The sequence below is a fragment of the Chryseobacterium sp. StRB126 genome, assembly GCF_000829375.1.
Lineage (GTDB): Bacteria > Bacteroidota > Bacteroidia > Flavobacteriales > Weeksellaceae > Chryseobacterium.
Genome location: NZ_AP014624.1, coordinates 5,060,496 through 5,082,212, shown reverse-complemented (window position 1 = coordinate 5,082,212; position 21,717 = coordinate 5,060,496). Strand labels below are relative to the sequence as shown.

12 protein-coding genes are annotated in these 21,717 nt (G+C 36.6%); 8 read left to right on the top strand and 4 right to left on the bottom strand.

Annotated features, from left to right (window positions below):
- Positions 1-58: 58 nt before the first annotated feature.
- The 6 genes from CHSO_RS22985 to CHSO_RS25225 all read left to right on the top strand — a co-directional run bounded on the left by CHSO_RS22985 (position 59) and on the right by CHSO_RS25225 (position 15,657).
- Entirely contained in the window at positions 59-1,588 is a 1,530-nt protein-coding gene (locus CHSO_RS22985) for a TlpA family protein disulfide reductase (protein WP_045501146.1), read from the top strand.
- 108 nt (positions 1,589-1,696) lie between these two features.
- Positions 1,697-3,109, top strand: coding sequence for a 23S rRNA (uracil(1939)-C(5))-methyltransferase RlmD (rlmD, locus tag CHSO_RS22980; protein WP_045501145.1), 1,413 nt, complete (start codon positions 1,697-1,699; stop codon positions 3,107-3,109).
- A gap of 104 nt (positions 3,110-3,213) precedes the next feature.
- Positions 3,214-3,666 carry a DUF6452 family protein gene (locus tag CHSO_RS22975; protein WP_232509117.1) on the top strand — a complete coding sequence of 151 codons (453 nt, stop codon included), beginning with the start codon at positions 3,214-3,216 and terminating at the stop codon, positions 3,664-3,666.
- Complete coding sequence (locus CHSO_RS22970) at positions 3,632-4,297, top strand: DUF6048 family protein (RefSeq protein WP_045501144.1); 666 nt, start codon at positions 3,632-3,634, stop codon at positions 4,295-4,297. The genes CHSO_RS22975 and CHSO_RS22970 overlap by 35 nt, the downstream gene beginning before the upstream one ends.
- A gap of 886 nt (positions 4,298-5,183) precedes the next feature.
- On the top strand, positions 5,184-10,379 hold the full coding sequence (locus CHSO_RS22965; RefSeq protein ID WP_084221052.1) for a fibronectin type III domain-containing protein: 5,196 nt from the start codon (positions 5,184-5,186) through the stop codon (positions 10,377-10,379).
- A 247-nt stretch (positions 10,380-10,626) separates the two neighbouring features.
- Entirely contained in the window at positions 10,627-15,657 is a 5,031-nt protein-coding gene (locus tag CHSO_RS25225; RefSeq protein ID WP_052480699.1) for a GEVED domain-containing protein, read from the top strand.
- An 88-nt stretch (positions 15,658-15,745) separates the two neighbouring features.
- Here CHSO_RS25225 and coaE read toward each other — a convergent pair whose 3' ends face one another.
- The 4 genes from coaE to ruvB form a co-directional block, all read right to left on the bottom strand.
- Positions 15,746-16,372 (bottom strand): dephospho-CoA kinase, encoded by a 627-nt coding sequence (coaE, locus tag CHSO_RS22950; RefSeq protein ID WP_045501142.1) that lies wholly within the window; start codon positions 16,370-16,372, stop codon positions 15,746-15,748.
- A 9-nt stretch (positions 16,373-16,381) separates the two neighbouring features.
- Complete coding sequence (locus tag CHSO_RS22945) at positions 16,382-17,248, bottom strand: MBL fold metallo-hydrolase (RefSeq protein WP_045501141.1); 867 nt, start codon at positions 17,246-17,248, stop codon at positions 16,382-16,384.
- Positions 17,249-17,260: 12 nt separating this feature from the next.
- A complete protein-coding gene (locus CHSO_RS22940; protein ID WP_045501140.1) occupies positions 17,261-17,872 on the bottom strand; it encodes an FMN-binding negative transcriptional regulator in 612 nt (203 codons plus the stop codon).
- A 65-nt stretch (positions 17,873-17,937) separates the two neighbouring features.
- The gene (gene ruvB / locus CHSO_RS22935; protein WP_045501139.1) at positions 17,938-18,960 is read right to left on the bottom strand and encodes a Holliday junction branch migration DNA helicase RuvB; all 1,023 of its coding nucleotides are present in this window, start codon (positions 18,958-18,960) and stop codon (positions 17,938-17,940) included.
- Positions 18,961-19,211: 251 nt separating this feature from the next.
- On the opposite strand from ruvB, the gene hutI reads away from it, so the two are divergent.
- Together hutI and CHSO_RS22925 are read left to right on the top strand one after the other, a co-directional pair.
- The gene (gene hutI / locus CHSO_RS22930; RefSeq protein WP_045501138.1) at positions 19,212-20,438 is read left to right on the top strand and encodes an imidazolonepropionase; all 1,227 of its coding nucleotides are present in this window, start codon (positions 19,212-19,214) and stop codon (positions 20,436-20,438) included.
- Between the two features lie 19 nt (positions 20,439-20,457).
- Positions 20,458-21,519 carry a DUF695 domain-containing protein gene (locus CHSO_RS22925; protein WP_045501137.1) on the top strand — a complete coding sequence of 354 codons (1,062 nt, stop codon included), beginning with the start codon at positions 20,458-20,460 and terminating at the stop codon, positions 21,517-21,519.
- Positions 21,520-21,717: the final 198 nt, after the last annotated feature.

Sequence of the window (21,717 nt, the reverse complement as noted above, 5' to 3'; positions counted from 1 at the left end):
ATCAGTGTGAATTAACATGCCCTAAAAAGCGTATTTTTGTGTAATATTAAAAATTGAAATGAAAAAATATCTTTTATTGTTTATCATTGCGATCTTCGTGATGTCTTGTTCAAAAAAAGTAGAAGTAAAAGGAAAAATTACAGGAAGCTCACCATTAGAAAGAATCGAATTTGTAGAAGCTTCTGGAGTAGGAACACTACCTTTAATTAATATCGGTCTTGATAAAGAGGGTAACTTTTCAGGAAGTTTTGAAGCTCCTAAAGACGGAATGTATGTTATCAATTATGCTAACAAACAAAACCTGATCTACCTTGAAGGAGGACAAAAAGTAAATATCTCAGGAAATGCAATGACATTCCCGAACGAATATGTTATTACAGGAGATGCTAAAAAGAATAACGATTTCCTTACAGCTTCTCAGAAGTTCTTAGGCGAATATGGTAATAAAATTGACCTAAGACAATTAATGGCCGGAGATGAATCAGCTTTTGTTAAAGGGATGCAAAAAGTAGAAGCAGACATCAATAAAAATGTTGATGATCTGGCAGCCAAAAATAACCCTAGCAAAGCACTTTTGGAATGGAAGAAAAACGATGTTAAGGTAACCGTTCTTAACCTTCTTGCCAATTATGAAATGTCTCATGGTGCTATGGCAGGTAATCCGTCTTATAAACCTTCCAAGGCTTTAACGGACTATCAGACCAAATTGGATAATGATAAAGAAGCTATGGTGAAAACTATTCCACTTTACAGACAGTATCTTCTGGTAAAAATGACTCCTGATTTTCAGAAATATGCAGAAGCAAACAGTAAAAATAAAACTGGAATTACCACTTCAGAAATGTTTGCTAAATATTTAAGCACTAAAAAAGATATTTCCCAAACAGCGAAAGATTATCTTTTAGCATTTGTAATGGCTCAGGCTGATATTCATCCAACTACTACTACAGCAAATATTGATAAAATCAAAAAATTAATTGATACAGATATCAAAGATGCTACCATCAAAAGTGACCTGTTAAAAATGCAGATGGCAATTACAGGTCTTAAAATCGGTGAAGTAGCTCCGGAAGCGGCTTTAGTAAAACAGGATGGAAAAGCATACAAGCTTTCTGAAAATAAAGGGAAACCTTATATGCTATTCTTCTATGCTTCATGGAATCCTTATATTGGAGAAGCTACAGTACCGGTTTTAAAAGAAGTTGTTAATTTCTACAAAACCAAAATGAACTTTGTTTTTGTGAACGTAGATGATACAAAAGATCAGTTTATCAAAACTAGCAATTCATTATTAAAAGGTATTCAAGGAGTAAATGTATACGGAGAAAAAGGAATGGAATCTGATATTGCTAAAAAATATGGAGTATACGGATTTAAATTACCTTGCTTTGTTATTGTTGATAAAGATGGAAAAATTGCCAGCAGATCATTTGTAAACCTTGGTGAGCAGGAACTGGTAACCATTTTAGATAAACTAACAGGGCTTTCAGCTCCAAAAGTAGATCCAAATGCACAGATGCAACAACAATTGCAGATTGATCCTGCTGCACAACAGCAAGCAAATCCTCAGTCAGCACCTACAAAATAATAAACTTTAATATAGATCAGAACCTTATCCTCGGATAAGGTTTTTTTTATTGTATTTTTGCAAAGTGAAACTTTTAATGTTTCGATTAGGAAAATAGAAAATTTTAGAATGAGCAGAAAGAATAAGAAAAATTTAGTTCTTGAAAATATAAAGCTGTTAACAGCCGGAGCAAAAGGAGTTGCTATCGGGAAAACGGAAGATGGTAAAACAGTATTGGTTTCAGGGGCAATTCCGGGAGATATTGTTAATGTAAGAGTGAAAAAAGCCAAATCCAAATATTATGAAGGAGAAGCGGTAGAGGTCTTGGAGAAGTCTCCTTTCAGAACAGAACCAAAATGTGTTCACTTTGGAACTTGTGGAGGGTGCAAATGGCAAAATATGAGCTATGAAAAACAGCTTGATTTCAAACAGGAAGAAGTATATAACAATATCAAAAGAATTGGTGGGATTGAAGATTTTGAAACCGTATCAATCCTGGGTTCACAAGAACAATATTTCTATAGAAACAAAATGGAGTTTTCTTTCTCCAATGCAAGATGGCTTACTCAATATGAAATCAGCTCTGAGGAGAATTTTGGAAGTAAAGACGCTTTAGGATTCCATATTCCAGGAATGTGGAGTAAGATTTTAGACCTTAAAGAATGCTTCCTGCAGGAAGATCCTTCTAATGCCATCAGATTGGCAGTAAAAGAATATGCTGTTGAGAACGGATTGGATTTCTTTGATGTACGAAACCATGAAGGATTTCTGAGAACCTTAATGATGAGACAAAACTCTAAAGGAGAATGGATGGTATTATTCCAGCTTTTTAGAGAAGAAAAAGAAAACAGAGAGAAACTTTTTGCATATATCCTTGAGAAGTTTCCACAGATCAAAACATTGGTGTATGCTATTAATCCAAAAGCCAATGACTCTATCTACGATCTGGATATTAATGTATATTTTGGTGAAGGATATCTAATGGAAGAAATGGATGGACTGAAGTTTAAAATAGGGCCGAAATCATTCTTCCAGACCAACTATAAGCAAGCGTTGGAATTATACAGAAAGACACTTGAATTTGCAGATCTGAAAGGTGATGAAGTAGTATATGACCTATATACCGGAACGGGAACAATTGCTCAGTATGTAGCAAGAAACGCAAAACAGGTAATCGGGATAGAATCTGTTCAGGAAGCTATTGATGCAGCCATTGAACATGCTGAATTAAATGGTCTTACCAATACAACTTTCTATTGTGGAGATATGAAAAATGTCTTTAACGATGAATTTATGGAAAACCATCCAAAAGCAGACGTTTTGATTACTGATCCACCAAGAGATGGTATGCACCAAAAAGTAGTTGAACAAATCTTAAAATTAGCTCCGGAAAAAGTAGTCTATGTAAGTTGTAATTCAGCAACACAGGCTAGAGATCTGGCATTGATGAAAGAACATTATACAGTAGTAAAAATATTACCGGTAGACATGTTCCCACAAACTCATCACGTAGAGAATATAGCATTGCTGGTTAAAAAATAATTTAATTAAATTTGAGTTCAAATCTTAATATGAAACGCCAGTTCCATCTGACTAAAAAAAATAAAAATAGAAATATACAGATGAAATATTTAAAATTTCTCACAATGGTCTGCTTGGTTGGAATGTTCTTTTCATGTGGCAGCGATGATGATATCTGTGAAAGCGGTGAAGGAACTCCAAGAATGAAGGTAGCCTTCAGGTCAGCAGAGTCTGGTAAAGAAACAACACTTGATTCATTATCTGTGGCAGTAGACTATGGCTCAGGAAAAGTGGATTTGGGGTGGCAAAAAAAAATAGACTCAAGGCTTATTCCTTTAAGAGTAGATGATTCGCCCTATACAGATATTTATTTTAAAACATCTACTAAAAGTAAAGAATCACAAGTAAGAGTTAAATATACGACTCAGGCAACCTATGTGTCTCCAGGGTGTGGCGCTAAAAAAACATATGAGAATGTAAGCTCAGAATTAATAACTATTGACCCTGTTAAAAGTGTTGTAAACGGACAAAATCAAATATTGAATGAAGACAAGACTAATCTTTACCTTGTTTTGTAGCCTTTTCGGGGTATTAATCGGAGCACAGGCAGGAAAAAAAGAAGAAGAAAAAAAGACTCATTGGAAATATGAGCCCAATTTTATGGTTGGGTTTGATGTATTGAATGCCGGAGTAGGATTTTTTTCAGACAGAAAGCTATACCAGGGATTTATTTCTTCCAAAATTAATGGAAGTGTTCATGCCATTGCTGAAGCCGGTTTTGAAAAAAATATATATCAGAAAAATGGTTATGATGCTAAAGCAAATGGTCCTTTTGTTAAACTTGGTGCATTCTATATGCTGGCTAAAGATAAAGAAAATGAATTCAATGGGTTCTATGCAGGTGGAAAACTGGCCGGATCATTTTATAACCAGGAATATATGGCTATTCCTGTTAGAGGATATGGTGGAAGCAGCTCTTCGGTAGCTTTTCCGGCATCATCGCAATCTTCTTTCTGGCTGGAAGGTACCTTGGGAGGAAGAGTGCAGTTATTTGACTCTAATTTTTATATAGATGTGAATTTGCAGCCGCGTTATTTAGCTTATACTTCTAAACAGGATAATATTTCTCCAATGATTATTCCGGGATTTGGAAAAAGCTCTTCAAAATTTAATATGGGATTCGCATGGAATATCGCCTATAAATTCTAATGAATATTCAATAACGAATTTATTATTTAACCTGAGTTCGGGATAAAACATTTCTGTTTTTAGTAAGTGAGGAAGCCTGGAGCCGAGAAGGGAAGTGAGTTGAGGTTAAAAAACACTTACAACCCTGTAATTTATTATTCCTTTAAAGACTGCTTCATCAAATTTTACGGCAACGTCAGAAATTGTAGCTCCGATAGTAACTTCCAGCTTCCAGCCTCTTATCCTTAATTTTATGATCCCGAACTCGGGTTATTTATCATATCAACAAGCCTTGGGAAATTTCCCAAGGCTTATTTGTTTTTTGCATACGCTTATTAGTAAGGGTGCCGTATCATTTAAATTCATGCTTTAAAGTTGTCCGCATGAATTAATAAAAAGAGGTTAGTTTCAGATTTATTTTAATATTATAAATGTTTCGTAAGTATTATGAGGATTTATCGTGAAAAATATTTTTAATATATACTCTGGTAAATTAAATAATAAAAGAATTGAATTGATAATAATAATATAAATAGCTATTAAACGTTAAAAATAAATGGAGTTATTGTTGTTAAAAGTAATAATATTTTATAAAGTATTTAATTCGTTAAAAACTAATATTGACGCCAAATACTAGTGAATTTGTATTATTTTGTATTATTTTTTATTTTCAATCATATAGCTTAATGTTGTTTAATTTTTTCAAAAAAACATTTTAATGAATATATTATAATGAAAAAATGATTAGATTTGTGTAAATATTAAAATATTAGCTTATGGGATAAAATTATTTTTTTTACTACAGATTTTCTGTAAATCATGAGGTTTTAGAATTGTAAATCAACCTCGTAAAATACGAAATACTATAATTCTTAATTATCGTTATCATTATTAAATTTTAAAAAATATGAGTGGACTTTTACTCTGTAAAATGAGCCGGCCTTTTAAGGTGCTCATTGCATTGCTCTGTATGGTCATCGGATTGTCTATACAGGCACAAACCATTACAATTGGTACCGGAACGTCAACCCAAAAGTATCCTTTAGGGGTTAATTATGGTTTTGAACGTTCCGCTGCAATTTACACCGCTGCAGAAATTGCTGCAGCAGGAGGAACTGCAGGAAGTATTCTATCCTTGGGATGGAATTCTACTGCAGCTGTAAATCTTGCAAGACCAGTAAAGATTTATATAAAGCCAGTAGGAACTACTACAGTGATGACATCGCAAAACTGGGGTACTGCAACTTCCGGAGCTACTTTGTTGTTTAGTGGTACTACCGGGCTTATACCCGCAGGATGGTACACCATTCCTTTGCAGCTTCCTTTTACTTATAATGGAGTAGATAACCTTATGGTGCTTGTTGAAACCAATTATGGAGGAGGGGGAACTAGCAGTGGCGCATCCAAGCTCACCTATTCTAATGTTACGAATGGGCATATGTATATTCAGACTGATACTAATCCACCAACCACTCAAACTGGTACGTTGACTAATAACAGACCGGATATTCAGTTAACTTTTGGTACACCACCAGCATGTTTACCGATGCCTCCAGGAGGATCATTAAGTACAGGAACAATTACTGCAACAAGTGCTGTAATAAATTGGACTGCTTATGTACCAGCTCCGGCACAAGGTTATGATATATTTTATAACACAACGAACATACCACCAGTAGCAGGGTCTACACCTAATTTAACGGTTCCGCCGGGAGCACCTACTGCTAATATCGGTCCATTAGCTCCATTAACAACTTATTATGTTTGGGTAAGGGCAAAATGTAGTGCAACTGAACAAAGTGAATGGTCTACATCGCTAGTCTTTGCTACACCAGCAACTTGTCCGGCTATGCCTACCAGTGGATCTATAACAATGGGGACGATTACACCTACTACAGCAGTGATTAATTGGACTTCATTTGGTTACACACCGGCAGAAGGATTTGATATCTATTATAATACCACGGGAGCTGCACCTAATGGGAATACTCCGCCAATGCAAAATGTTCCATCAGGGTTGACAGCATTATTAAGCCCTTTGATTCCTGATACAACCTATTATGTATGGGTGAGAGCAAGATGTAGCTCAACAGACCAAAGTACTTGGAACATTACTCCAAAACCATTTGTAACACCACCTACATGTCTGCCGGTTCCCGTTGCTGCGGGGGCAGCAACAGCAGGCTCAGTAGTATCAATGACATCTAATAGTGCAGTTGTTAGCTGGCCAGCATCACCTTCTGCACCAACAGGGGGGTATGAGGTTTATTATAGTACAACTAATACTCCACCAGTAGCTGGTACGCCGGCTTCACCAGGAGCTGTTGTTTCTGGAACTACGGCTACTCTATCTCCGTTAGTTGCTGGGACTACTTATTATTGGTGGGTAAGAGGAATTTGTTCTCCTACCGACAAAAGTAAATGGGTTCAAGGACCTCAGTTTGAACTAGGACAAATAGGTTTTGGTACTGCTGTTAAAAGTACTGAGCTTCCTGTGAATTCAAACTGGGGATATAATTATTCTCAGCAAATTTATAAAGCTTCGGAAGTATTAGCGGCTGTCGGAACGGCTAAATTTATTACTGAACTTAAATTCTATGTAGAAAATCCTGCTCCTGATCAGCCTAAATATAATGAGTGGGTTGTTTACATGGGGAATACAACACAGAATAATTTTACAACAACATCAAGCTGGGTGCCATTCTCTTCATTGAAACAGGTTTGGTCGGGAACTTTACCAACGATGACGTCAGGAACTTGGGTTACTATACCGTTGACAAGTCCTTTACTTTGGGATGGAACAAGTAATATTGTGGTTGCTGTAGACGAAAATGCACCAAACTATTCATCAACTCCATATGCTACTTGGAGAGCTTTCGCTGGAGGAACTCCTGAAAGAGGGCTGCAGTATAGAAATGATAGTACTAATCCTGATCCTGCTTCTCCACCATCAGGAACCAAGCAGGCAAATATTCCACAGATTGTCCTTAAAGCTATAGAGCTGGTAGCATGTACAACAGCACCTCCTACTAATATTAAAGTAAATAGTATTACAGCAAGTACAGCTATTGTTTCATGGACACCTACAATTGGAGCAACTTATAAATTACAATATAGACCATTTGGAGGTGGACCTTGGAAAGTAATTGATATTACAGCTCCATTAACAAGCAGCTGGCCATTGTTTAATTTGACAGATGGGACTCAGTATGAGGTGCAAATTGCAACAATCTGTGGTGGTACACAGGGGGCATTCTCTTCAAGTACTCTGTTTTCAACACTGGCTCTTACTTATTGTACGAATGTTCCTGGTAACGGTACACCAAGCGGATATATCAGTAAGGTGGTAGTTACTCCAACAAATGGTCCGTTAATGGTTAGTAATTCAGGATATGATGGCTATAAAGACTATTCTGCTGATCCTACAAGATTAGTTACTTTAGTTAGAGGTACATCAGGTAATAAAATAAACATTACTAAATTCTGGCCTGGCAATTCATCAAGTTACGGAATAGGAGTTTGGATTGACCTTAACAGAAATGGAGTTTTTGAACCAAGTGAAAGATTTGTTGATGGTTCATATAGCACAACTAACCCTGCGAGTACAGTAGCAGCTGGCTTCCAAATACAACCTCTACCAAGTACAGCCACTTATGACGGTAATCTTCTTACCCGTATGCGTGTTGTCATGATGGATGGTACTGTTACTTCTCCATGTACATCATTTGGAACATATAATGTAGGAGAAGTAGAAGATTATGCTGTAAGATTGATTGATCAGCCTGTATGTACAACGAATCCGCCAACAAATATTACAGTTTCAAATATTACGGATAAAAGTGCTACATTCTCTTGGCTTGCAGCACAAGGAGCAACTTATCAGTTACAATATAGAGAATTTGGAACTAGTGCTTGGACGCAAGTGCCTTCTACCTCTATTCCTGCACCAGGAAATATGTACACTATTCCTACTACGTCTCCATTGAAAGAGCAAACGAAATATGAAGTACAAGTAGCTACTAAATGTACGGCTAGTTTCGGATCTTGGTCAACTTTAATACAGTTTACCACATTGCCATTACAGTATTGTCCTATAACGGGTAGTGGAGATAACGATCATATTTCAAATGTTACGGTTGTTTCTTCTAACTCAGGAGTGCCACCTATGAGCAATACTACTGTTCAGAATTCTTATACCAGTTATTCAACTCCGGCAACCCTTATTACTTTAGATGCAGGTTCTAATGATAACAAAATTATTGTTGCAAAAGGATGGACCGGATCAACAGGCAATGATGCAGTAGCAGTTTGGATTGACTTTGACAGAAATGGACAGTTTGATGCTGGTGAAAGAATTCTTGGTTCTGCAGCGAGTACTACTACACCAGTTACTACACTGTTTAGTGTGCCTAATGCACCTCCTGCTTATATAGGACCATACACAACTACAATGAGAGTTGTATTGAAACGTTCAACAGGTACCACTATTCCTACGGCATGTACCAATGCTATTGACGGAGAAGTTGAAGATTATGCTGTTAGAATCAGACCATGTAGTAATGTAACTCCAACTGCTCCTACCTTTCCTTTAGCTACGATAACTCATACAACAGCTGTTGTTAATCTCGTTGGTGGGGCTAATACAGTAACTTATCTGGTAAGATATAGAGTGGCTGGAACTGGAACATGGACACAAATATATGCGTCTACAGCATTAGGAAACCTACCGCTTACCCTTACAGGACTTAGCCCTGCAACAACTTATGAAGTTGATGTAGCTGCAGTTTGTGGTGGTACAACGGGTACTCCTACAGCAATTAAAACATTTACAACGAGATGTGATCCTACACCTCCAACAATAACAATAAGCAATATTACTCCAACAAGTGCTTTAATTACTTGGAATCCTGTAGTAGCGAGTGCGACTTATAAAATGAGATGGAGAAAAGTTGGAGCTCCAGCTTGGAGTTCAGACGTTCCCCTTCCGGGTCCTGGTAATACATACCAGTTAAATAACCTGGAGTCATTTGTTACTTATGAGGTTCAGATTGCCAATCAATGTGCTGGTGAGACAAGCTGGAATGATTTCTCAAATTCTAAAGTATTTACAACGGTAAGAATATGTGAAATTGCACCTCCAGGATTAACGATTACACAATTATTACCTACATCTGCAGAGATTACATGGGATGCGTATCCAGGAGCAACATATCTCCTTAGATACAGAAAAGTAGGTATTCCAAGTTGGACTGAAGTTCCTACGGCGGTTAATACTATTATCCTGAATGGGCTTGTAGAAATGACGAAATATGAAATGCAGGTAGTAAACATCTGTAATGGAACCCCAGGAACGTATACTCCTCCTTACTACTTTACAACACCTACGGTAATTTACTGTAAGATGAAATCAGAAAATTCAGCAGGCGAGTATATTTCTAAGGTAACTGTTATTCCAAATGGAAAAACAAAAATGGAAAATGAGTCAAAAGAATCAAGCTATACAGATTATACAGGAGTTCCTAAAACATTTATCGAGTTAATTCAGGGGTCTACAGATAATGAGATCATCATCGAGAAAAAATGGTTAGGAAAAACTTATAATGAAGGAATTGCAGTTTGGATTGATTTCAATAGAAATGGAGAGTTTGATATTTATGAGAAAGTATTTAGCTCAACTCCAAACACAACAACTCCTGTATCAGGTAAATTTAATGTACCAGCAGATGCTTTTGTAAGTACAACAGACTACAAATATGTTGTAATGAGAGTGGCAATGGAAAGAGATGGTGTTCCTGTAAACTGTATGAATGTTAAGAATGGAGAAGTGGAGGACTATACAGTAAGAATTTCTAAAGCTGGAGTTCCTAATCCAATTAACCAGACAGATATCCTGATCTATCCGAACCCTGTAAGCTCAGTATTGTATGTGAAAAATATCAGCAAAAAAGCTAAATATAAAATTTACAATGCTGCAGGACAAATCATTGTAGATGGTATTTTATTAAATAATGAAATTAATGTAACAAAATTGATTAATGGAGTTTATGTAATAGATATCGATGACAATGGTAATACTGCTCAAAGAAAATTTATTAAAAAATAAATAATCTAAATTTCAAATAGAATAAGCCTTCAGAAATGAAGGCTTATTTTTTTGTTCAAGTTTTTAATTGCTAATGAAATAATTCAACAGGTGTTGAAATTTTCACTAGAATACGTATTAATTGTTTAATTTTTCAATCAGTATGGAGTTTTATTAGTGATTTGATAGTTGATTTATGTTTATACATTGTTTGTTGATAATTAAATGAGTAGGTTTGTGAGATTAATACAAAGTTTTGAGAAATATTATGAAGAAAATTTTTACTTCTTTCTTTTTCTTTAGTTTGTTGGTAATGCTCCATGCCCAATGGACTCCTACGACATTCAAAGGAAACGCAATTCGGGAAAACTCACAAGCTAAAAGCTTTTATTCTTTGGACATTTCCCTGTTAAGATCTCAATTAGAGAATGCACAAGAAACAGGTCGTGATGCAAAACCGGTCACCATATCTTTGCCCACTCTAAGCGGAAAAATTGAAAAATTTACTGTATATAGTTTCCCGGTTATAGTAAGGGAGCTAGCAGATCAGTATCAATTGGGTTCTTATGTGGGGATAGGAATAGATGATCCTTCAAAATATTTACGATTTAGTCTGGCACCTAATGATTTTCAGTCCATGATTATATCGGGTGAAGGATATGAATTTATAGAGCCTGCTAATGGAGATAAAACAATCTATGAAGTACATCCGAAAACTGAAGGCGGAAAAAATGGTTTTGTGTGTTCAACCGCGGAAAAAGAAATAGATAAACATGAAATAAATAAACTATATAAAGCAGGAAGTTCCTTTGCTAATCAATCAAAGAATTTTGCGAAATCTTCGGATCGTAAATACAGAACTCTGAGACTGGCAATGTCTGTTACAGGAGAGTATACTCAGTTTCATGGAGGAACAGTAGCGGGTGCTTTAACAGCCATTAATGCTACCCTCACCAGAGTGAACGGAGTTTTTGAAAAAGATTTTGCCCTTCATTTAAATTTACAGAATTACCCGAATGTAATTTATACTAATCCAAATACTGATCCATATACTGGAGTACCTGCAGGAGGAGGTGCTCCCAATTCATGGAGCACGGAATTACAGCAAACCTTAACAGCTAATGTTGGAAATGCTAATTATGATATTGGTCATTTATTTGGAGCAACTGGTGGTGGTGGAATGGCGGGGTGTATAGGGTGTATTTGCCTCGATCCGGGCTCTTCAAATCCCTCAACAGGTAATGGGAAAGGTTCAGGGTATACTTCTCCTGCAAATGGAGGACCTCAGGGAGATACATTTGATATCGATTTTGTGGCTCATGAAATGGGGCACCAACTAGGAGGAAATCATACTTTCATGTATCAGTATCAGACACCCAATGTACAGTTTGAACCAGGATCAGGAAGTACCATTATGGCTTATGCAGGAATAGCAAATGGAAATGCTGCGGGGGCGGGTATTTTTCCTTCTCCGGGAGGTACATTTGATATACAGCCAAATACAGATGCTTATTTTCTTAGAAACAGTATCAATCAGGTTCAAGCTGTTTTAGTGGCTAGAACATGTGATATTGAAACAACAGTTACCAATACTTCTCCTGTAATTGGAGCACTTCCAACTTACAATATTCCAAAGGGGACAGCTTTTGTTTTAACTGCTTCTGTTACAGATGCTGAAAATGATCCAATGACATATACCTGGGAACAGGCAGATGCCATGATTAGTGGCGGACCTTCTATTGATAATATTAATTTAGGAAATACTACTTCCGGAGCATCATTTAGGTCATTGATCCCTTCAACAAGCCCCACTCGTTATTTTCCTAAACTATCTTCAGTATTAAATGGTGTTTTACATGACACAAGTGGTTGGGAAGCTGTATCTACAGTACCAAGAACAACAACTTTTTCAGTGACAGTAAGAGATAATAACCCTGTTGCCAGCCAACAACAGACACAGAGTGCCACACAAACCATTATTGTTGGTAATAATGGTCCTTTCAAAGTAAACCCTATTACCGTTTATAATAACGGTCCAACCAATGTAACATGGGATGTTGTAGGTACCCATGTGGCGCCTTATAATACAGCCAATGTAAAAATAGATTTTACAACTGATAATGGAGTAACTTGGAATGTAGTTTCTGCTTCAACACCTAATGACGGAAGTGAATCTTTAGATTTTAGTTCTTTTCCTTTAATAGTTGGTGGTATTGCTAAAATCAGAGTAAGTGCCATCAATAATGTTTTTTACGCCATAGGTAACGCTCCAATAGATACCCTGCCAATTTGTACCTCTAATCCTCCGGGTGGAGTAGTGGCTAATACAGTAACTCAAAATTCTGCCATAATCACTTGGAATGCTTCATTTAATGCTACCTATATTATGCAGTATCGTATAGCTGGAACAACTGCCTGGACTACCCATACCCCTAATCCTACAACAAATACAGTAACGCTTACAGGGTTGACAGCAGGAACACATTACGAAGTTCAGATCGCTAATATCTGCTCAGGAACAACAGGGAATTTTTCAGCCCCTATGGTTTTTATGACCTCTTATTGTGCAGCAACCTCAAGCAATACGGGTAATGGCTATATCTCCAATGTAACTGTAGCCGCTACGAATTCTTATACCATGAGTAATACTTCCGGAGCCAATAATTATACAGATTATTCTGCCAATGCTACAAAGTTAATTACTGTGGTTAGAGGAACTAACAATAATACCATTTCGGTTTCCAAATCCTGGCCTGCTGCCATGAGTAACAAAGCGGTAAGTGCCTGGATCGATTTTAATAAGAATGGTACTTTTGAAACGGCTGAAAGAATTTTAAATGTAACTAATAATACAGTAACTCCTGTAATAACAACATTTCAGACCCCTGCAGGTGCTTATGCAGGACCGTTTACAACCCGCATGAGGGTTCTTCTGAGAGACGCTAATAATCCTAATCCATGTACGTCTTTTACAAATGGTGAAGTTGAAGATTATGCCGTGAAAATTATTGATATGCCAGCATGCACCAGTGCTGCACCATCTCATATTACGATTACTAATCTTACTCCTAATTCAGCAAATGTATCATGGGCTGCAACTACAGGTGCTGTATATGTTTTAAGACACAGAAAAGTTGGAAACCCAACATGGACGACCATAAATCCTGTACCAGCCCCTGGAAATAATTATACTATTTCAGGGCTAACCGAGCAGACCCAATATGAAGTTCAGGTAGCTACCAAGTGTAACGGAGCTGCACAAGGGCAATTCCCTCCTTCTTTGCAATTTACTACTCCTGTATTATCATATTGTTCAATGACCGGTACTGGTACGAATGATCATATTTCAAATGTCACAGTCACTCCTGTAAATCCTGGATTGCCGGTAATGAATAATAACTCTGTGCAAACCAATTATATAAGTTATACAACTCCGGCTACTCTGATAACGCTTGAAATAGGTTCTGTAGATAATAAAATTTCTGTTGTTAAAGGTTGGACAGGGTCTACAGGAAATGTAGCTGTTACAGCCTGGATTGATTTTAACAGGGATGGTACATTTGATAATTCAGAAAGGATTCTTAATGCAGCGGCAAGTACAACAGCTGTTGTCGGTGCTAAATTTGGAGTTCCTTCAGGAGCTTATTCCGGTCCATTGGCAACTACAATGAGAATAGTTCTGAAACGAAGCAATGCGCCTGCAATGTGCCAGAATGCAGTGGATGGAGAAGTAGAAGATTATGTAGTACAATTAAGACCCTGCAGTACAGATACTCCAACAGGTCTTATTGTTAATACAGTTACTCATAATTCTGCAATCATCAATTGGACCGCAGCAGCGAATAATCTTACTTATCTTTTACAATATAGAGTACAGGGAACTCCTATATGGACTGATGTATACATGACCAGTGTTACACCTACGTTGAATAACCTATTACCTTCTACCACTTATGAAGTACGGGTTGCAGCAAATTGTGGAAAAACCCCAGGAATATTTACTGCTGTCAGTACATTTACTACAAGATGTGATCCTGCTCCTCCAAGTGTTACAGTGGGTAATGTTACAACTCATTCTGCAATGGTTACCTGGAACACGGCAGTAGTGAATGTAAAATATAAAATGAGATGGAGAAAAGTTGGGGTTACAGGTTGGCCTAATCCTGAAATTAATCTTCCTGCTGCCCCTATAAATAACTATACATTAGCAGGGTTAGATCCATATACTACCTATGAAATACAGATTGCTAATCAATGTGCTAATGAGACCAATTGGAATTCTTATTCAAACTCTGCAGTATTTACAACGGAAAGAATCTGTGAACTTCCGCCGCCAGGATTAACGATTACTCAGCTATTACCTACATCAGCAGACATCAAATGGGATTCTTTCCCTGGATCAACTTATATTCTCAGATATAGAAGAGTGGGGAATCCAAGCTGGACTAATATTCCGGTGACTATGAATAGTTATACATTAACGGGGTTATTGGAGCTTACAAAATACGAAATGCAGGTTGCTAACGTCTGTAACGGAACAACAGGAACATTTACATTGCCTTATTACTTTACAACTCCTACAATAACGTATTGTAAAATGACCTCCGGAAGCGCTTCAAGTGAACATATTGCTAAAGTTACTGTAAGACCGAAGGGTAAATCGGTGATGGAAAATGCTTCAGGAGCTTCAACATATACAGATTATTCCGGAGTTCCAAAAACGCTTATCGAATTAATTCAGGGGTCTACGGATAATGAAATCATTATTGAAAAGAAATGGATAGGAACCAGCCGTGATGAAGGAATTGCGGTATGGATTGACTTCAACAGAAATGGAGAATTTGATATTGATGAAAGAATATTCACTTCCCCACCTAATACAATGAGCCCTGTTACAGGTAGATTCAGTGTGCCGGCGGATGCTTTTGTGAGTGCAACAGATTATAAATATGTAGTGATGCGGGTAGCGATGCAGAGAGATGGGATTCCGGTAAATTGTCTGAAGTTTAATAATGGGGAAGTAGAGGATTATTCTATAAGGATATCCAGAAAATATAGTCCTAATCTTCTGAATCAAACGGATATTCTTATCTATCCCAATCCTGTGCGTTCAGTGTTGTATGTGAAAAATATCAGCAAGAAAGCAAAATATAAAATCTACAATACAGCCGGGCAGATTGTTGTAGAAGGTATTATATTGAATAATCAGCTTAATGTCAGCAGGCTTATCAATGGTGTGTATGTAATAGATATTGATGATAATGGGAACACTGCACAAAAGAAGTTTATTAAAGAATGATATACTGACTAGTGACTAGTCCTGAAAAAGCCCTCAGAAAAATGAGGGCTTTTTTGTATTTAAAAGTTAGTGAAAACTTTAACTGTTTTTATTCAATAGCAAAGATGATCTTTTCAGTCTGTTCTTTTAACTCTTCCAGATTGGTATTATTATAAATGATACAGTCTGCCATTTTAATTTTATCCCTTTCAGGCATTTGTTTTTCCATAACAGCTTCTACTTCACGGTAGGTTTTATTATCCCTATCCATCACTCTTTTGATTCGGATATTATCCTCTGCTGTTACCAAAAGAGACTTATAGCATTGTCTGTTAAGTCTTAATTCAAATAATAACGCAGTTTCTTTAAACACCAGATATTTGGTCTGCTGTTTTACCCATTGTTCAAAATCCATGCGTACAGCAGGGTGAATAATCTCGTTTAATTGCTGAAGAAGATCTTGATTACTGAAAACCTTACCCGCTACAATTTTTCTGTCATACAGACCGTTTTCATCATAAGATTCTTCGCCCAGAAGTTCTTTGATCTTTATTTTCAGCTCTTCACTATCATTGACAATATCTTTTGCCCGGTCATCAGAATAATAAACCGGAAAACCGAGTTCTTCAATAAATTTAGCAACTGTAGTTTTTCCTGAGCCAATTCCTCCGGTTAACCCAATAATCTTGGGTGCGGGTGGCTCGGCCTGTTGGCCCTCTGAATGTAATTCCTCCATAATTAAAAATTAATAACCAAAAACATCATTAAAACTGAACGTTTCGTCAAGCCTTACTCCTTTTTCAGTCATTTTTAGACTAGCTAGCTCATTGTGAGCATCATGTTCAAAGAATAATAAATACTCATTATCCACACACTGTTTAAGGAATTTTCCTTTTTCTTCCAGTGTTAAAAGAGGTCTTGTATCATATCCCATCACATAGACCTGATTGATGTGGCCCGCAGTAGGAATAAGGTCAGCTGCAAAAACAACCGTTTTTTCCTGATACTGAATGACCGGAAGCATTTGCTTTTCCGTATGTCCGTCTACAAAAATGACATCCATTTTCAAATCCGGTGCAAAACCATAATTTCCGGTAGTTGGAAGCGGTAAAAAGTTTAGCTGTCCGCTTTCCTGCATAGGCATAATATTTTCCTTCAGGAAGCTTGCTTTTTCTCTCGCGTTAGGCTCTGTAGCCCATTGCCAGTGGTTTTCATTCGTCCAGAACTGAGCATTTTTAAAAGCAGGTCTGTATCCTGTTCTTTCATCATTCCATTCAATAGCGCCGCCACAGTGGTCAAAGTGAAGGTGAGTAAGGAATACATCTGTGATATCTTCCTTTACAAAACCATATTTTTTTAAATTTTTATCTAAAGTATCATCTCCCCAAAGCGAATAATGCCCGAAGAATTTATCATCTTGTTTATTGCCCAAACCACAGTCTACAAGGATTAATTTTTTTCCATCCTCTATAAGCAGGGAACGGGTTCCCAGTTCAATTAAGTTTTTTTCGTCTGCCGGATTGGTTTTTTCCCACAAACTCTTTGGGACGACACCAAACATAGCACCGCCGTCCAGTTTAAATTTTCCACATTGTATTGGATATAACTTCATATATATTTTGATTTATTTCTTTATTAATTTCATCTTCTCAGCAATTTTTCGGGCATCTTCATCCGATTGTTCCAGATGAGAAATGATATTGTTAAAATCATTTTCCTTCCTGTTCTGAGACAGCTTTTGTTTGATAAATATTTCCGTTGGAATCACTTTAATCCCAAAAGCCCCCTTCATTTCCTTTTCCACAAATTCCTGTCCCATATCTTTTACCATCATAGGACATTGCTGAAAATTTTCATATTTTGAGGTTAATGTATCCAGATGGTTATACAGTTCATTATGGTTCATCAACTCCACTTTTCCATAGATCTGTACTGCTTCATAGTTCCATGTAGAAACATTAACGTGGTCATACCAGCTGCTGGAGATATAAGTATGAGCACCTAAAAAGTCACACAATACTTCATCCCCATTTTTCAGGGTTTTTGCCTGTGGATTAGCTCTGGAAATATGAGTTTCAATATAAGGATTTTCCGGATCACTTTCATTCAACATCATCATGGAATGCGTAGCACGGATCTTATCAACAGAAGAAATGAGTAATGCAAAGGAATTTTCCTTGATGATTTCTCTCATTACATCCATATCTTCACTTCTGTACAATTTAGGAACAAACATAAATTAGCAACTCTTCTTTATAAATTTAAACGCAAAACTTTAAACCAGCCATCCAGAACTTTATACTAAAAAAGCTCTCCCGGATTTCTTGGTCTTGAAATACTTAAATGCTGATAAGCTTTATCAGTAACCTCTCTACCTCTCGGAGTCCTGATGATAAACCCTTCCTGAATCAAAAACGGTTCATACACCTCTTCCAGCGTTTCCGGATTTTCTCCGATGGATGTTGCCAAAGCAGAAATTCCTACAGGTTTTCCCTTAAAGTTTTCAATCATGACACGCATGATCTTATTATCCATTTCATCCAATCCAAACTCATCCACATTGAGAGAGTTTAAAGCATATTTTGTAATATTGATCTCAATTTCACCATTCCCTTTAATTTCGGCAAAGTCACGCACTCTTCTCAGTAATGCGTTGGCAATTCTTGGGGTTCCACGGCTTCTTCTAGCGATTTCAATGGCAGCATCTTCATAAATCACTACGCCTAAAACTCTTGCACTTCTCTGAATAATTACAGACAAAAGTTCAATAGAGTAGTATTCCAGTCTGCTTTGAATACCGAATCTTGCAAGCATCGGCTTGGTCAGCATTCCGCTTCTAGTGGTTGCCCCCACTAGCGTAAAAGGATTCAGCCCAATTTGTACACTTCTTGCGTTAGGACCTGTTTCCAGCATAATATCAATCTTGTAATCCTCCATTGCTGAATACAGATATTCTTCCACAACCGGAGAAAGACGGTGAATCTCATCAATGAAAAGAACGTCATTTTCCTCAAGATTGGTTAATAAACCGGCTAAACTTCCAGGCTTATCCAATACAGGACCGGAAGTAATCTTGCAGTTTACCCCAAGTTCATTGGCAATAATATTGGCTAAAGTTGTTTTCCCCAAACCTGGAGGACCATGCAACAGAACATGATCTAGCGCACCACCACGTCTTTTGGCAGCAGTAACAAAAACCTCAAGATTTTCCAGCGTCTTTCTTTGTCCCGCAAAATCTTTAAAGCTTTGGGGACGAATTTGTTCTTCCTGCATCAACTCCTCCCGAGAGTAGTTTTCCTTATCTGGATGTAAAAAATCTGGCATTAATTCATTTCATTTACTTCAAAGATAGCAAATTTAGGCTAAGATTTAAATGAAGATTGAGAAAAGGTGAATTTGAAACTGAGATTAAGATAAAGGCTGAGGTTTAGAGTGAGACTAAGAGCTAAATTGAGATATTTTAAGTATTTTTGAGAGGAAAATTAAAAGTTGATTGATTTCATTTTGAACATACAGTTGGTTGTATTTAAATTGCAGATAGAGATTATTCACTTTCTAACCTTTAACCTAAATAAATGAAATTAATAGGCCCATTTAAGCAGGTTGTAACACTTGCCAATCTTCCATTAAGAGGAAAACTTACTGATGAACAATTAGAAATTATTGTAGATGGAGGAATAATTGTTGAAAATGATACCATTAAGAGAATTGGTGATTTTGAAACTTTAAAAAATGAAAACTCAACAATAAAAATAGAAACCATTGAAGGAGTACAGGTGGTTCTTCCTGCTTTTGTAGATTCACATACCCACATTTGCTTTGGAGGAAACCGTGCCAATGATTTTGCGATGCGTAATGCAGGAAAAACTTATCTGGAGATTGCTGAAAGTGGTGGTGGAATCTGGAGTTCCGTACAGCATACAAGAAATGCTTCGAAGGAAGAATTATTGAAAACATTGCTGGAAAGAATTAAGTTTCTAGTTGATCTGGGAATTACAACCATTGAAGTAAAAAGTGGGTATGGATTAGATGTGGAAAGCGAATTGAAGATGCTTCGTATCATCAAAAAGGCTCAGGAATCAACAAAAGCTACTTTAGTTCCTACGTGTCTTTCTGCTCACTTAAAACCAAGAGATTTTGAAGGCAGTAATCAGGAATATCTAAACTATATCCTTACCGAAATTCTTCCCAAAGTAAAAGAAGAGAACCTGGCAAAGCGTGTGGATATCTTTATTGAGAAATCAGCTTTCCAGCCAGAAGAAAGTAAAGAATTTTTACTTAAAACTAAAGATTTAGGTTTTGAAATAACTGTTCATGCAGACCAGTTTACGCCAGGAAGTTCAAGAATTGCTGTAGAAGTGGGGGCTCAATCAGCAGACCACTTGGAAGCAACCATTGATGAAGATATAGACTTCCTTGCTCAATCTGATACTGTTGCTACAGCACTTCCGGGAGCAAGTTTAGGATTAGGCGAAAAATTTACTCCGGCAAGAAAACTATTAGATGCAGGAGCCATTGTAGCCATTGCAAGTGACTGGAATCCGGGATCGGCACCTATGGGGAATTTAATTACCCAGGCTTCAATTTTAGCTACCTTCCAGAAATTGACAACAGCTGAGGTACTAGCTGGAATGACTTACCGTGCTGCTTATGCTCTTAATCTTGAAGATAGAGGAAAGCTTGAGATAGGTAAAAAAGCAGATTTTGTGACGTATAAAACCAATAATTTTCAGGACGTTCTTTACAATCAGGGAAGTTTACAGGCTGAACACGTTTATATTGATGGAAAGAAGATAGATTAAAAAATAAGACTTAATCACAATGGAAGAAAAACTGGATTATAAAAGTTTTTGGGAGTGGTTTTTAACAAAGGAAAAAGATTTCTATAAGATTGTTGAAAAGGGTGACCAGGAAGCTATTGAAAAAGATTTTTTTGATAGTATAGCTCCTAAGCTCAGCCAGATTAATGAAGGATATTATTTTCTGACCGGAATGAGCGATGATTCCACGGCAGAATTGATTCTTACTGCCGATGGAGAAATCAAAAATATTGTTTTTATTGAAGAACTTATTGAAGTAGCTCCTAAACTCGATCACTGGAAATTTACGGCATTAAAACCTGCAATGGATATTAAGAATGTACACGTCACAATGGGTGATTATCCATTTACAAAGGATAACATTTTTTTCTATTCCAATGAACAGGAAGAGTATCCTGATGAGATTGATTTGGTTTTTGTGTACGATGGAAATGCTGAAAATAAAGATGCAATAACCACAGGCATCTGTATCTTTTTAGATAATTTTTTAGGAGAATTAAATTTTGCCACGCAGATTGATACGTTTACTGTAGTTGGAAGAGACCAAGCCAAAAAAGAACTTGTTCCCATTGAAAAGCTGAAAGATTTCCTTTCATGGAGAGAAAGAGAATTTACAGAAAAATATAAAAGTGTAATAAGAGAAGAGGTTGAAGATAAGTTTTCTATTCTCAGAGCTTCTTTAAACAATGAAAAACCTCTTATTGCCTGCATGAATCTTCCTTTACTGAATTATGATGCAAAAGCTTCTTATCCATGGGTCTCAGTACTGAAATTTCATTATAACGGAGAGAATAATGACGGGCTTCCTGAAAAAGAAGATTTTGAAAAACTAGGTGATATTGAAGATAAAGCCATAGAAGATTTAAAAGAAAAAGGATATTTGTATATAGGCAGGGAAACTGCAGATAATAGTAAAGAAAGTTATTTTGCAGGTAAAGACTTCAGAGAGATCTCTAAAGTTTTTAAAACCATAAAAGACAGTAATTCTGAATATAAAATCTCATTCAGTATTTTTAAAGATAAATACTGGCAGTATTTTAAATATTATAATAACGCTGTTTAAAATAAAAGTGTGGAAGAGTTTCTTTTCCACATTTTTTTGCGGATAAAAAGATCCATAAGGAAATTAATTCCTGTGTTGTAAAAGCATAATATTGAATGTTTTCAATCATCTGTGTAAGTAGTGAAATCTATGGGAAACTTTACCGTTTTTTGAAGCAAAATATTTTTGATAAATGAACATGAATAGGAGAGGAGTAAA

What these genes read in the sequence shown, in the direction of transcription:
- coaE (WP_045501142.1), bottom strand. Translation starts at nt 16,372, where the DNA reads ATGGAGGAATTACATTCAGAGGGCCAACAGGCCGAGCCACCCGCACCC.
- CHSO_RS25225 (WP_052480699.1), top strand. Translation starts at nt 10,627, where the DNA reads ATGAAGAAAATTTTTACTTCTTTCTTTTTCTTTAGTTTGTTGGTAATG.
- CHSO_RS22975 (WP_232509117.1), top strand. Translation starts at nt 3,214, where the DNA reads ATGGTCTGCTTGGTTGGAATGTTCTTTTCATGTGGCAGCGATGATGAT.
- hutI (WP_045501138.1), top strand. Translation starts at nt 19,212, where the DNA reads ATGAAATTAATAGGCCCATTTAAGCAGGTTGTAACACTTGCCAATCTT.
- ruvB (WP_045501139.1), bottom strand. Translation starts at nt 18,960, where the DNA reads ATGCCAGATTTTTTACATCCAGATAAGGAAAACTACTCTCGGGAGGAG.
- CHSO_RS22925 (WP_045501137.1), top strand. Translation starts at nt 20,458, where the DNA reads ATGGAAGAAAAACTGGATTATAAAAGTTTTTGGGAGTGGTTTTTAACA.
- CHSO_RS22970 (WP_045501144.1), top strand. Translation starts at nt 3,632, where the DNA reads ATGAAGACAAGACTAATCTTTACCTTGTTTTGTAGCCTTTTCGGGGTA.
- CHSO_RS22965 (WP_084221052.1), top strand. Translation starts at nt 5,184, where the DNA reads ATGAGTGGACTTTTACTCTGTAAAATGAGCCGGCCTTTTAAGGTGCTC.
- CHSO_RS22945 (WP_045501141.1), bottom strand. Translation starts at nt 17,248, where the DNA reads ATGAAGTTATATCCAATACAATGTGGAAAATTTAAACTGGACGGCGGT.
- CHSO_RS22940 (WP_045501140.1), bottom strand. Translation starts at nt 17,872, where the DNA reads ATGTTTGTTCCTAAATTGTACAGAAGTGAAGATATGGATGTAATGAGA.
- rlmD (WP_045501145.1), top strand. Translation starts at nt 1,697, where the DNA reads ATGAGCAGAAAGAATAAGAAAAATTTAGTTCTTGAAAATATAAAGCTG.
- CHSO_RS22985 (WP_045501146.1), top strand. Translation starts at nt 59, where the DNA reads ATGAAAAAATATCTTTTATTGTTTATCATTGCGATCTTCGTGATGTCT.